The organism is Parabacteroides acidifaciens, from assembly GCF_003363715.1.
GTDB classification, from domain to species: domain Bacteria; phylum Bacteroidota; class Bacteroidia; order Bacteroidales; family Tannerellaceae; genus Parabacteroides; species Parabacteroides acidifaciens.
Genome location: NZ_QREV01000016.1, coordinates 58,580 through 72,821 on the forward strand (window position 1 = coordinate 58,580; position 14,242 = coordinate 72,821).

The 14,242-nt window shown below is 45.6% G+C and carries 8 protein-coding genes; all 8 read left to right on the forward strand.

Features of this window, described 5'->3' with window-relative positions:
- The first annotated feature begins 253 nt into the window (after nucleotides 1-253).
- The 8 genes from DWU89_RS08975 (at nucleotide 254) to DWU89_RS09010 (ending at nucleotide 14,009) form a co-directional block, all read left to right on the forward strand.
- The gene (locus DWU89_RS08975) at nucleotides 254-1,234 is read left to right on the forward strand and encodes a FecR family protein (protein WP_115499310.1); all 981 of its coding nucleotides are present in this window, start codon (nucleotides 254-256) and stop codon (nucleotides 1,232-1,234) included.
- A gap of 156 nt (nucleotides 1,235-1,390) precedes the next feature.
- Entirely contained in the window at nucleotides 1,391-4,870 is a 3,480-nt protein-coding gene (locus DWU89_RS08980; protein ID WP_115499311.1) for a TonB-dependent receptor, read from the forward strand.
- A gap of 34 nt (nucleotides 4,871-4,904) precedes the next feature.
- Nucleotides 4,905-6,377: a RagB/SusD family nutrient uptake outer membrane protein gene (locus DWU89_RS08985; RefSeq protein WP_115499312.1), complete on the forward strand. Its 1,473-nt coding sequence runs from the start codon at nucleotides 4,905-4,907 to the stop codon at nucleotides 6,375-6,377.
- A gap of 88 nt (nucleotides 6,378-6,465) precedes the next feature.
- A complete protein-coding gene (locus DWU89_RS08990) occupies nucleotides 6,466-7,650 on the forward strand; it encodes a family 16 glycosylhydrolase (protein WP_115499313.1) in 1,185 nt (394 codons plus the stop codon).
- A 1-nt stretch (nucleotide 7,651) separates the two neighbouring features.
- Nucleotides 7,652-9,223 (forward strand): DUF4832 domain-containing protein, encoded by a 1,572-nt coding sequence (locus tag DWU89_RS08995; RefSeq protein WP_115499314.1) that lies wholly within the window; start codon nucleotides 7,652-7,654, stop codon nucleotides 9,221-9,223.
- Nucleotides 9,224-9,274: 51 nt separating this feature from the next.
- On the forward strand, nucleotides 9,275-10,186 hold the full coding sequence (locus DWU89_RS09000; RefSeq protein WP_115499315.1) for a glutaminase: 912 nt from the start codon (nucleotides 9,275-9,277) through the stop codon (nucleotides 10,184-10,186).
- Between the two features lie 63 nt (nucleotides 10,187-10,249).
- On the forward strand, nucleotides 10,250-12,403 hold the full coding sequence (locus tag DWU89_RS09005; protein WP_115499316.1) for an alpha-N-acetylglucosaminidase: 2,154 nt from the start codon (nucleotides 10,250-10,252) through the stop codon (nucleotides 12,401-12,403).
- Between the two features lie 10 nt (nucleotides 12,404-12,413).
- Nucleotides 12,414-14,009, forward strand: a complete 1,596-nt coding sequence (locus DWU89_RS09010; RefSeq protein ID WP_115499317.1) for a glycoside hydrolase family 31 protein — start codon at nucleotides 12,414-12,416, stop codon at nucleotides 14,007-14,009.
- Nucleotides 14,010-14,242: the final 233 nt, after the last annotated feature.

Below are 14,242 nucleotides of genomic sequence, written 5' to 3' on the forward strand. Positions count from 1 at the left end.
TTGATTAAGAAGTCCGGCGCGAATTTACAAATAAAAATTCAAAATAGGATTGAGGAAGTCGGAATAATTGTATATACAAACTTAAAATAGGAATAGGATGTATCAATATAATTTTCATGTAATGTTTTGTTCTTATTATTTTAAAAAAGTGGTTTTTCTTGTGAGTACTTTTCTTTTCCCGTTCGTTGTATAAATGTAAGAACCAAGTTAACCATGTGTCGACTTTGTATCTGCGTCTAATAAATAAGTAAAAATGGAAAACGAACATTCAGAATTAATCATCGGATATCTGCAAGGACGGCTGCACGGTCGGGACTTAGACAATTTCTATGTCTGGGTGAACGAAAGCGCAGACAACAAAAAGCTGTTTTTCGAAACGAAAGCGCTTTATGAAGCCTGTACGCCATCCCGTGAAAAATCTGAAATACAAGATAGCTGGCTTCGACTTCTTGAAAAGAGAACGTCACGCCAGCATAAAAAACAATCCTTCTGGCTGCGCATAAGTACTTATGCGGCTGTTGCAATCATTGCAACAGCGATCACTTCATCTTTATTTTTGTGGTCTTCTTCGCAGGAGAAGACTATGGCGACCCGATATATAGGCGGTGACGGTTTGAATGCGGATGTCGTGGAATTACCGGACGGGTCGCGTGTTTCTTTGGGGTCGCATACCACTTTTTCTTATGATGCTCAGTACGGGAAGTCCCGTCGTGTTGTCTATCTGGAGGGCGAAGCCTATTTTGAAGTCGCTAAACAGAAGGATAAACCGTTTGTTGTCAAGACAAAGGAACAAGATATAGAAGCGCTCGGAACGAAATTTAATGTGACAGCTTATCCTGCTGATTCGCTTTTGACAACGACACTGCTTGAAGGTTCCGTGCGATTGACAACTTCGGCCCTTGCTCAGCAGGCGGTATTGAAACCGAACGAACAATTTATTTATAATCGGAAAACACAAGCCTTCTCCCTGCAACCTGTAGACGCCAGCCAGTATGTTTCGTGGACAACAGGGTATTATTATTTTCCTGAACAGAGCTTGCAAGCAATCCTTTACAGGCTAAGCCATGTTTATGGCGTCCAGTTCACGGTCAAGTCTGAAGAACTGAACCATCGTACGTTTACAGGTACTTTCTATCGTGGGCAGAGCATCAAGGATATAATGGAAATCATCCACCTGTCCATCCCGATCCGCTATAAGATAGACGATCATCATGTCACAATATCTGAAATCTAAATAAAAACAATTGCTAATCTTAGAAAAAATGAACACCAGTTAGTCTTAAACAAAAAAGAAGAGAAAATCTTGCCGGATCTTCTCTTCTAAAAGTGTGAATCAATTAAACTCCCATTGCCGTGGGAATATGTTTAATCTTAACAAACATTCAAAAATATGAATAATCAACGTATAGTTGTTTCTCTTAATCTGAAAAGAACTATAAAAATCATGAAATTAACCGTGTTAATGCTGGCACTTTGTCTGTCGAGCGTGGTTGCTTCCACCTATGCACAAACTGCCACCCTAAATGTTTCAGCTAAGAATGAGACATTGGAAAAAGTGTTGAAACAGATTGAAAAGCAGTCCGAGTTCCTGTTTTTCTATAATCTGGAAGAGATCAATAAGAATGAAAAGATTTCTATTAATGAAAAGAACGCTAACATTCAGACTGTATTGGATGCTATTGCCGCCAAAACGGGTTTGAAATACACAATTAAGGACCGTCACATTGTCCTGACTTCCGAAACGGCTCCGGCTTCTGCCGCTTCTGCACAGCAGGATCGCAAAGTGACCGGTACTGTAAGCGATGCGTTCGGTCCTGTTGCCGGTGCAAACGTTGTCCAGAAAGGTACGACTAACGGTACGACTACCGATATAGACGGTAACTTCTCCATTGAAGTTTCAGCCAACGCTACTTTGCAGATTTCTTTTATCGGATATATTCCGCAGGAAGTAGCTGTAAAGAATCAAAGCGTGATCAACGTTCTGTTGAAGGAAGATACGCAGGCATTGGAAGAGGTTGTTGTTGTCGGTTATGGTACGATGAAGAAGAAAGACTTGACCGGTGCTGTTGCTTCCGTTAAGATGGATGATACGCCAGTTGGTACTGTTTCTACTGTCAGCCATGCATTGGCTGGTAAGGCAGCCGGCTTGCAGGTAAGCACGATCAGTGCACAGCCGGGCGGTCAGTCTACTTTCCGCGTTCGTGGTGCCGCTTCTTCCGATAAGGCAGGTAACGATCCGTTGATCATTATCGACGGTTTCCCGGTAAGCGCACCGGATGGTTTGAGTAGCGGTAACCAGTATAAAGATGGAAACAAAGATAACATCCTGGGTTCTATCAACCCGAACGATATCGAATCAATCGAAGTCTTGAAGGATGCAAGTTCTACGGCTATCTACGGTGCGCGTGCCGGTAATGGTGTGATCATTGTAACGACAAAGCGCGGTAAGAGCGGTGCTGCCAAAGTACAGTACTCAGGTTCTGTTTCCGTACAGGACATCGCTAAGTCTTATGAAATGCTGGATGCTTCCGAATTTATGAAGGCTACCAATGACTATAACCGTGAATTGTGGTTGCGTACGAATAAGGTGGGCATTTATGGTGGAAAGTCTGAATCGGAGATTGGAACTTCTTTTGTTCCGACTTATACAGACGCGCAGATTGCTAATCCGGCAAACAATACAAACTGGTTTGATGAAATTTCCCGTTTAGGTTTCCAGACTTCTCACAACTTGTCTGTTACCGGTGGTAACGACAATACGAAATATTTGGTTTCCGGCAATTATTTCAAACAAGACGGTGTAATCAAAAATAATGCGATGGAACGCTATTCTGCTCGTGTTAATTTGGACCAGAAATTGAGTAAATATGTGAAGATGGGTGTAAACTTGAATGTTTCACGTAATGAGTATGATAACATTCCTTTAGGAGACGGACAGAATGAAAACTCGGGTATCCTGGTTTCTGCTGCCCAGTTCAATCCGGCTCTGCCAATCCGTGATGAGAATGGTGATTTCTCCATGAACTCGGATGCCTCTTTCCTTCCGAACCCAGTATCTCTGCTGGATATTACAGACAAGACAACGAAAGAACGTCTGTTAGGAAACGTCTTCTTTGAAGTTCGTCCGATCCAGGATTTGCTGCTGAAAGCAAATTTCGGTATCGACCGTAACTATCAGAAACGTAAACAGTATATGCCGACTACCACTTTATATGGAGCTCGTGAAAATGGTTCTGCTTATGTGGCTCAGGCTGATAACTCCGACTACTTGATGGAATTGACGGCAAGCTATACAAAGCAGATCGGCGATCATAACTTTGGCGTATTGGCAGGCCATTCCTATCAATTGTTTACATATGAAATGCTGTCAGGTAAAAGTAATGACTTTATTACAGATGGTTTCTTATATAACAACTTAGGAGCAGGTAATGCAAAACGTCCGACTGTCGGTTCAAGCGCAACGAAATCTCGTATGGCTTCTTTCTTCGGTCGTGTGAATTATTCATTTAAGGATCGTTATCTGTTAACAGCTACTATCCGTACGGACGGTTCTTCAAACTTTGCAGAGGGAAACCGTTGGGGTGTTTTTCCGTCAGTTGCTGCCGGCTGGAGATTCCTGGAAGAAGATTTTATGGCTCCGTTGAAAAGTGTTTTGTCTAACGGTAAGTTGCGCTTAAGCTATGGTGAAACCGGTAACTCTAATGTGGGTGATGTTGCATATAGTTATTACAAATTGGGAGAACGCAACAATATCTTCGGTGGCTCCATGATTAACGGTGTTTATCTGGATCAGCTGGGTAACAATGCTTTGACTTGGGAAACATCACGTGAATGGAATGTCGGTTTAGATTTGGGCTTCCTGGACGGACGCATCAATGTAACGGCTGAGTATTATCATAAAAATATTTCTGACTTGCTGAATGAGCGTAAACTTCTTTCTTATAATGAAGTAAACAAGATTATTGCTAACGTAGGTAAGACACAGAGCCAGGGTTTTGAGTTGACAATCAACACGACTAACATTCGCAACAAAGATTTTGAATGGACTTCTGACTTGACATTCTCTTTGTATCGTGATAAGTGGAAAGAACGTGATCCGAACTGGAAGCCGAGTGCTTATGATGAATATAATGGCTGGATGCGTTATTATTCCGGTTATTTGTCTGATGGTCTGGTTCAGCCGGGTGAAACAATCGATCATATGCCAGGTGCACTGCCAGGACAGGTAAAGATCAAAGATATCGATGGGTATGTATATGAAGCTGATGGTTCTATCAAGGTTGACAAACATGGTATTCCGATGAAGACCGGCAAACCTGACGGCAAACTGGACGATGCGGATAAAGTAATTTATGGCTCTGCAGACCCGGGTTATCTGTTCGGTTTTAACAATACTTTCCGTTATAAACACTTTGATTTTAATATCTATTTCTACGGACAGTTTGATAAATTATCTGCCGGTAGCTACAAAAAAACTTGGGTTAGCAATAACGTAAATGACTTGCGCCGTGGTTATAACCAGCCGACTTCTGTCAGTGATGTTTGGTCATCGGTAAATACAAGCGGAACGCTGCCCGGTTATTTCCAGACAGAGAGCGCTTATGGAACAGGTGACTATTATTACGAAAAGACTTGGTTCATCCGTTGCCGTAATATTACGTTAGGATATAACATTCCGATAAAGACCAGCAAACATATTTTGTCAAACGTACGTGTGTACTTCGATGTAAACAACCCGTTTATTATCACTCCGTATACAGGTCTTGACCCTGAAACAGATATCTCAAGTGCCAACAGCACTCCGTCACAGTTGCAGTGGGCTTATCCGAATGTTCGTACATATAGTTTCGGTTTGGATATCACATTCTAATAGTATAAACAGATAAAAATATAAAGATAAAGTCATGAAAAAATTATTATATACAGTAATGTGCTGTTGCGCATTAGCCTCATGTACTAATTTGGATTCGGAGAGATACGATGCTATCAATCCGGACTTTTTCCCAACAAATGAGAAAGATGCGGAAGCACTTGTTGTTGGAGGCGTCTATGCTCCTTTCCGTAGTGCGGAATATAGCGGTGTGTTCAGTACGGCTCACAGTTTCCAGGTTATTGGAGATATGTCAACCGATATTGCTGTCTGCTGTTGGGTAAATGATAGCTGGATTCCGCTGACAACTCACAATTGGACTCCCAACCATTCTTATACGACTATCAACTATACGGATTATGCGAAATATTTGGGAACAATGACGCTGACATTGGATCGTATTTCGAATGTGGAAATGGACGATGCAAAGAAGGCCTTGTTAGTTGCTGAAACTCATATGGGACGTGGTTGGTTAGCTTTCATGTTGTATGATTTCTATGGTCCGATTCCAATTCCTACATTGGAAGATTTACAGAACCCATTGGATGAGATCATAGAACCGAGAGCAACTCAGGAAGAAATGACAAACTTCATCGAAACAGAATTGACAGAATCATTGAAAGGCCTGCCGACTCGTACAACAGAGTTCGGGCGTTTCGATAAAGGTTTGGCATATACGGTCTTGATGAAGTATTATATGCATGAGAAGAACTGGGCGAAAGCTGAAGAGTGTGGCCGTGAGCTGATGAAGGCTGAATATGGTTACGGTTTGATGGATAATTATGCTGATATCTTTACGCTTGAAAATGAAGGAAACAAAGAAATTATCTTTGCTTGCACGGAAGCGAGAGGTACAAATCTGCAGTTGTGGCATGACCATGCTCTGCCTGGTAACTATCCGACTCAGAATACCTCTATTCAGAAATGGGATGGTTATAAGGTGCCTTGGCCTTTCTATCATACATTTGAAAAAGGTGATGATCGTCTGACTGTATTGGTTGGCGAATATGTAGGTACTGACGGTGTTCTTTTTAATGAAGAATCAGATATTGCTAAACATGGTACTCTTTATTCTGGTGCAGTTCCAGTAAAGTATGGCGAAGATCCCGAATCTACAGGTGACGGTAGTCAGATCGACTTAGTTGTCTATCGTTATGCAGACGTTTTGACTTTGCTTTCCGAAGCCATTGTTCGTAAAGGGAATGCTGTCACTTCCGAAGCGTTGGATCTGTTGAATCAGGTTCGTGTTCGTGCTAAACTGAATCCGTATGCAATGGGCGATGTGAAAGGCGTAGATGATTTCCTGCAGAAGGTGTTGGATGAAAGAGGACATGAACTTTGGTTTGAAGGTGTTCGCCGTTCCGACTTGATCCGTCACGGACAGTTTATCCAGAACGCAAGAGATCGTGGTTGTACGACAACGAAAGACGAGTTCGTTCTCTTCCCGTTGCCTCAGGCCGTTATCAACGAAGGTAAAGGAAAGATCATTCAGAATCCGGGTTATTAATCCGATTCTCTTTGGTGTCTATATTTAATTTTAGGGAAAGGGCCGCTTCATTTGCGGCCTTTTTTCTCTCTGCTAACAAGTAAATATCATGAGTAACAAATATCTATTCAGAACATTTCTGACCTGCTTTTTCTTGCTGGGCTTATTACACATACAGGCACAGGATTATCCGGCCAACCCGTTGGAAAAAGAGGGATACCGGCTGATCTTCCATGATGAATTCGACGGTAAGGAGATCGACCGGACAAAATGGATTCCCGAATATTTGCCTTCTTGGCCGAAAGACCGATCTGTGTGTACTCCGACATACGAAATGAAGGATGGCATAATCCGGTTGACAATCGATAAGAACTCAAAAAATGAGTTTGATAAAGGTATGTATATCTCCGGTTTTATGAGTGCCAGCCGTACCGGTATGCACCACTATGATCCGAAGCGGAAAGCACTTCATCAAATTAAAACAGAAGCTACGCAAATCAATCAGTATGGATATTATGAGATGCGAGCCAAGATGCAGGCGGGAGGCGGTGTCCATTGCGCTTGGTGGTTGATCGGATTCGAAGATGATCCGAACCAGAGTTGCGAAATCGATATCTTCGAGATATTAGGAACTGATGTGGATCGTATCTGGTCAACGGTGCATAGTTGGAAAGATTCGACGATAAAGTATCATACGGAACATCCCTGGTTTGCTAATAAGAAACTGGCGGAAGAATTTCATATCTATGGCTTTGACTGGACACCTGAAGGTGTAACCGTCTATGTGGATGGCATTCAGGTGATGACGCATAAAGCGGCGATAACCTATCCGCTGATCCAGATTATCTCTTTCTATGATAACCGGAAAGCAAAGAACGGTTGGACCGGAACTTATGATCCATCTGTTCCGTATCCGAAAAGTTTCGACATCGATTATATCCGTATGTACAAGAAGATCCCTGAAGGTTACCGGGCTGTACCGGAAAATGAATTGCAAATCACATCCATTGAGCCGGCACGCTTGCAGGTGTCCGAAGGAAAAGCTACCTTGCGCGACATTGACGGACATGTGACACGTGAATTGTTGTACACGCCTTCTTTTGTGAATGTTCATTATAACGACGGTACGGTTACACAGCAGTTTGTCGAATGGGAACCGTTGAGCGATACAGCCTTTCGCCGGGTGCAGGAAGCCGGAACAGTCATCGTAAATGGCAAGATTACCGGCCTGCCGGATGTTTTGCTGAAAGGACGGGAGGCTACATTAATAATAACAACGACTAAAAACGATTGATATGAAAAACATAACAACCCTGATGCTGGCAGCTATATGGACGTTTGGGAGCTTTGCCTCTTGCGGTTCCGATGTCCGGCATCGTACTTTCCGGGGCATTTATGCGGATGATCCGGCGGGTATGGAAGGGCTATATAATCCCGAAAGAGGGTTCCGGCTCGAAGTGGCATTGGATGTGACGGAAAAGAACTATGTCTGGGCTCCGGAAAAATATCCGGATATCACCTCTTATCTGGAAGAACAGTCTGATATTTATGCATCCGACAGCGTCTCTTTGGTGCAAACCTATTTCTATCTGACAGGTGCTGTCGGGAAAGATTTGACAGAGGCGGATTTCCGGACGATGGACGTTTTCTTTGATAAATTGCGTGAACTTGGAAAAAAAGCAGTACTCCGTTTTGCCTACGAAACCCAATTTATGGGAAGGGCGGCAACAGGGCCGACGTTGGAAGATATCGTCCGTCATACCGAGCAGCTCCAACCTTTCCTCGAAAAGAACAAAGATGTGATCCAGGTCGTACAAGCCGGCATGATCGGTGCTTGGGGAGAATGGCACAGTTCTTTTCATGGCCTGGAGAAATCGGACGATACGAAACGGACCATATTGCAGCATATTTGCCGGATGACACCCGAAGGACGTGCCGTGCAGATTCGTGTGCCTGAATATAAAAACCTGCTGGACCCGGCTTTGGCTGATTATAAGCGTGTCTCTTTCCACGACGATTTTATTGTGATCAAGAAGCACCAGTGGGATGGCGGAATGTCCGAGGGAACACCGGCTTACGAGCAGATTGTACGGCAGTCTCCTTTTCTGCCGGTCGACGGGGAACTGCCCTGGGGAACCTGGAGCATGAACGAGGACCCCGATAATCCCGAAGCCGGATGGGTGATCGACGGATTACAGACAGCGCGCCGCCTGTTCCTGCAACATTTCACTTCGCTTAGCGCGATCCATAATTATAAAGAGAAGGACACGAAGGATAAATATTCTATGATGTACTGGAAGGAGACTCCGGTTTCCAGGACATTCCTGGAAGAAAACAAGATGCCGGTATCGGATGGATATTTCACAAAGAAAGATGGTTCCGCAGTAGAACGGAATGTGTTCGATTATATTCGTGACCATCTTGGGTATCGTATCGAATTGCAGGAAATGACAGCACCTGCCGCTTTGGCTTCCGGCCAGGCGAATCCGGTAGAGATCTCACTGGTTAACCGGGGATTCTCGACTTTGTTTAACGAGCATCCGGTCTATTTGGTTCTGGTCGATATGTCCGGCAAGGTCTGTCATACGGCCTTGACAGATGCGAATGTGAACGATTGGCAGCCGTATGAACCGGATAATAGCGCATGCACTCCGTTGATACATACGATTTCGACCGATCTGCAAATCCCGGCCGGCCTGGAAAAAGGGACGTATCGCCTCGGCCTCTGGATTCCGGACGGTTCCGGCCGTTTGTTGTATGATAACCGTTTTGCGATCCGTTGTGCGAATGGCGATACGCAATGGTGGGTATCGCCTGACGGAAAATATGGCGTCAACATATTGTTGGATAATATCTCGATCCAATAAACAGTATTTCCTGAAAATCGGCGGATAACTTTAATAACATCAGACTAAGACATGGATTACCAACAAATTCTTGAGAATATCTATCTGAAGATACAGCCTTATGCACAGGTTGGCAAGCAGGCAGATTATATCCCGGCATTGGCAAACGTCGATCCGGATCAATTCGGTATGTGTATTAACACAGTACAGGGAGAGGTCTTTATGCAAGGAAATGCGACGACCCGCTTCTCTATCCAGAGTATATCGAAAGTGTTTTTATTGGCCATGTGCCTTAGTTTCGAAGGGGAAGAACTGTGGCGGAGGGTAGGAAAAGAGCCTTCCGGTACAGCCTTCAATTCGTTAGTCCAATTGGAAGTGGAGAAGGGGATTCCCCGTAACCCGTTTATTAATGCCGGCGCTATCGTACTGGCCGATGTATTGCTGAAGCATTTGAAGCATCCGAAAGAAGATTTCCTTCGTTTTGTCCGGAACCTGTGTGGGAATGACTCTATTTCCTACAATGAGGAAGTGGCCCGGTCTGAACGGGAGAAAAGTTATTTGAATGCAGCGATTGCCAATCTGCTGAAATACCATCACAATATAGAGGGGGAGATAGAAGAAGTACTTCATTTCTATTTCTTGCAGTGCTCCATAGAGATGAGTTGTCATGATTTGTCCAATGCGTTTTTAGCTTTCGCACATTATTCTCCTTTTGAGTATGGGGAAATTAAGCTAACTTCTTCACAAGTCAAACGTATGAATGCCATTATGCAAACATGCGGCTTTTATGACGAAGCGGGTGAGTTTTCCTATCTGGTCGGATTGCCGGGTAAGAGCGGTGTGGGCGGAGGCATTGCCGCTATTTATCCGCAGCGTTATTCGGTTGCAGTATGGAGTCCCCGGTTGAATCAGAAAGGGAACTCGGTGATGGGAATCAAGGCGCTGGAATTGTTGACTACGGAGACGGAGGATTCGATTTTCTGATAAATAAAAGTGGAATAATGGCTTGTAAGTAGTAATAATAATTGATTGTCTAAACATATTCGAATGAGAATTATTCATATCCTCGGCATGTTGCTGATTGCGCTTGCCGTGAAAGCCGCTTCTCCTATCGAAGGGCTGTTGGAACGCATTGATAAAGGTGCGTCGCGTAAATTTGTGATTGAACAGGTGAAATCGCCTGTTGATTTTTTTGAACTTGACCAGAAAGGCGACAAGGTGGTGATCCGAGGGAATAACTATGTGAGTATCGCTTCCGGGTTGAACTGGTATCTGAAATATTATGCCGGAGTCCATCTTTCCTGGAACGGTATGCAGGCAAAACTGCCTGAAGTACTGCCTGCTGTGAAACAGAAGGAACGTCGTGAAACGGATATGAAGTACCGGTATGATTTTAACTATTGTACCTTTTCCTATACGATGGCGTTCTGGGATTGGGAACGGTGGGAGAAAGAGATCGACTGGATGGCCTTGCACGGTATAAACCTGCCGTTGGCAATGGTCGGGACAGACGGCGTCTGGCAGAATGTGCTGAGCAAACTGGGCTATACGAAAGAGGAGATCAACGAGTTCGTGGCCGGTCCGGGTTTTCAGGCCTGGTGGCTGATGAACAACCTCGAAGGTTGGGGCGGGCCGAATCCCGACAGCTGGTATAAGCAGCAGATAGCCCTTCAGAAACGTATCATCGGACGGATGCGCGAATATGGCATCGAGCCTGTCTTACCGGGCTATTCCGGCATGGTTCCCCACAATGCAAAGGAAAAATTAGGGCTGAATGTTTCGGACCCGGGGCTGTGGAACGGATATCGCCGTCCCGCATTCCTGCAACCGACAGATCCGCGTTTCCAGGAGATCGCTTCCTTATATTATAAGGAGATGAACAAACTGTACGGCAAAGCGAACTATTATAGCATGGACCCGTTCCATGAAGGCGGAAGTGTAGCCGGTGTGGATCTGGACGCCGCCGGAAAAGCGATTATGCAGGCGATGAAGAAGAATAATCCGAAAGCTGTCTGGGTGGCCCAGGCATGGCAGGCGAACCCTCGCCCGAAAATGATCGGGAATCTGGAAGCCGGCGATTTGATCGCGTTGGATTTGTTTGCCGAGAGCCGTCCCCAGTGGGGCGATCCCGAATCGACCTGGTACCGGAAAGACGGTTTCGGGCAGCACGATTGGATTTACTGTATGTTGCTGAACTACGGCGGTAACGTCGGATTGCACGGGAAGATGAAACATGTGATCGACGAGTTCTACAAAGCAAAGGAAAGTCCGTTCGGCAAGACTTTGAAAGGTGTCGGCATGACGATGGAAGGAAGCGAGAACAACCCGGTTATGTTCGAACTGTTGACCGAGCTGCCTTGGCGGCCGCAGCATTTCGACAAGGACCAGTGGTTGAAGGAGTACACGGCAGCCCGTTATGGGAAAAGTAATCCGACCGTGCAGGAGGCCTGGATCTTGTTGAGCAATTCCATTTATAACTGTCCGGATGCAAATACGCAGCAGGGAACGCATGAATCCGTATTTTGTGCCCGTCCAACCGAACACCCGTATGAGGTTTCGAGTTGGTCGGAAATGAAGGATTATTATGATCCGAGCGATGTGATCCGCGCTGCTGCCCTGATGGTATCCGTTGCCGATCAGTTCAAAGGAAATAATAATTTCGAATATGATCTGGTCGATATTGTCCGCCAGGCGATCGCCGAGCGGGGACGCCTGACGGAAAAGGTGGCGGAAGCGGCCTATGCCGCCGGTGACAAAGTGCTGTATAAAGAAGCTGCCGACCGCTTCCTGCGGCTGATCCTTCTACAGGATGAACTGTTGGGAACACGTTCCGAGTTTAAGGTCGGAACTTGGATCGGCCGTGCCCGCAGTCTTGGAAATACTGCCGGAGAAAAGGACCTGTATGAATGGAATGCCCGTGTACAGATAACTACCTGGGGGAACCGCAATGCTGCCGACGACGGAGGCCTGCGCGACTATGCTCATCGGGAATGGAACGGTATCTTGAAAGACTTTTATTATATGCGCTGGAAAACCTGGTTCGACTATCAGATGCTGCGGTTGGAAGGCAAGAATCCTGCCGAAATCGATTTTTATGCAATCGAAGAACCCTGGACAAAAGCGACAAATGCCTATCCGAGCGAACCGGAAGGCGATTGTATTCCGACGGTAAAACGTATATTTGCAGAAATATTTGACTAATCATTATATCATGAATCAAAAAACAATTTATCTTCTTTTACTGGCTCTTTTGACATTGCCCTGCTTTGCCGGAAGCAAGTATGAATCGAAAATATCTTCTCTTGCCGGAGAAAAGTGGTGGGGCGGCATGGTCGCCTTAGGCTCGAAGATGCCTTTTGAAGGGGACTTGCGCCTGTTCGACCTCTCTGCCGAGAACCTGAATAACCAGAATGTGCCGCTGCTGCTTTCTTCCGAAGGACGGTATATCTGGAGCGACAAGCCTTTTTCTTTTAAGGTGGAGAATGGGGAGCTGCGTCTCTATTCCGATTATGAGAAAATGGAGCCGGTCCTGGCGGGGCGGACATTACGGGATGCTTATATGGCGGCCTCTACAAAATATTTCCCGCCTTCGGGACAGTTGCCGGACCCGCTGTTTTTCTCCATGCCGCAGTATAATACCTGGATCGAGCTGATGTACAACCAGAATCAGGAGGATATCCTGAAATATGCGGATAACGTGTTGGAGAACAAATTCCCGGTAGGCGTCTTTATGGTGGATGATAACTGGCAGAAATACTACGGTAATTTCGACTTCAAGCCCGAACGGTTTCCCGATCCGAAAGGGATGATCGACCGTTTGCACCGTCAGGGTTTCAAGATCATGTTCTGGATTTGCCCGTTTGTCAGCCCGGACAGTCCCGAGTTTCGCGAACTTCAGCAGAAAGGGTATCTGATCAAGAAGAAAGGGACGAATGCCGCAGCGATCATTCCCTGGTGGAACGGATACAGTGCTTGCTATGACCTGAGCAATCCGGCTGCGGCCGAACATCTGAAACAACAGTTGCGCGGTATGCAGGAAAAATACGGTGTGGACGGATTCAAGTTCGATGCCGGCGATATCGGGCACTATAATGATCCGGAGCTGGAGTTTTACGATAAGTCGGCCACTTCGGTAGATATGTGCCAATACTGGGCGAAGATCGGTTTGGACTTCCCGTTCAATGAATATCGTGCCGGATGGAAGATGGGCGGTGAGGCATTGGTGCAACGCTTAGGTGATAAAGACTATTCCTGGAAGGCTGTCGGTCTCCTTGTGCCGGATATGATTGCCGCCGGATTGCTGGGCTATGCGTATGCTTGCCCGGATATGATCGGCGGAGGACAGTTCGGCTCTTTCTTAGGTGTGGACCAGACGAAGCTCGATCAGGAACTGATCGTCCGTTCCTGCCAGGTGCATGCGTTGATGCCGATGATGCAATTCTCGGTAGCCCCCTGGCGCATCCTCGACGAGAAGCATTTGGCTATCTGTCGCGACTATGCGCATCTGCACGAAAAGATGGGGACCTATATCCTCGAACTGGCCCATCATGCCGCCGAGACCGGTGAGCCGATCATCCGCCATATGGAATATGTATTCCCGCATCAGGGTTTCATCGATTGCAAGGACCAGTTTATGTTGGGCGACAAATATCTGGTTGCTCCCGTCCTGACGAAAGAACATACCCGCACAGTCATGTTGCCAAAAGGCGTATGGCTGGACGATACAGGCAAAAAGTTCAAGGGACCGAAAACAATCGAAGTAACGGTACCGCTGGAACGTTTATCCTGGTTTGAGAAAATAAAGTAGGGAGGGTAGCCTTCTTACTGCAAAATGAAAAATTTGCGACCGGAAGGGTTCCGTCTAAGGACAAAATGAAAAATTTGTACTTGGACGGAGCCCTTCTTGTTGTAAAATGAAAAAATTACAGATAGATGGAAACCTTCTGATCTTGAAAAAATCTTTTTGTAATCAGATGGAACCCTTCTTGTGCAGAATGTCACCGTTTGTAATCAGATGGAAGCCATCTTAGATAAAAAATA

Coding starts and splice junctions, on each gene's coding strand:
- DWU89_RS09010 (WP_115499317.1), top strand. CDS start 12,414: ATGAATCAAAAAACAATTTATCTTCTTTTACTGGCTCTTTTGACATTG.
- DWU89_RS09000 (WP_115499315.1), top strand. CDS start 9,275: ATGGATTACCAACAAATTCTTGAGAATATCTATCTGAAGATACAGCCT.
- DWU89_RS08990 (WP_115499313.1), top strand. CDS start 6,466: ATGAGTAACAAATATCTATTCAGAACATTTCTGACCTGCTTTTTCTTG.
- DWU89_RS09005 (WP_115499316.1), top strand. CDS start 10,250: ATGAGAATTATTCATATCCTCGGCATGTTGCTGATTGCGCTTGCCGTG.
- DWU89_RS08985 (WP_115499312.1), top strand. CDS start 4,905: ATGAAAAAATTATTATATACAGTAATGTGCTGTTGCGCATTAGCCTCA.
- DWU89_RS08980 (WP_115499311.1), top strand. CDS start 1,391: ATGAATAATCAACGTATAGTTGTTTCTCTTAATCTGAAAAGAACTATA.
- DWU89_RS08995 (WP_115499314.1), top strand. CDS start 7,652: ATGAAAAACATAACAACCCTGATGCTGGCAGCTATATGGACGTTTGGG.
- DWU89_RS08975 (WP_115499310.1), top strand. CDS start 254: ATGGAAAACGAACATTCAGAATTAATCATCGGATATCTGCAAGGACGG.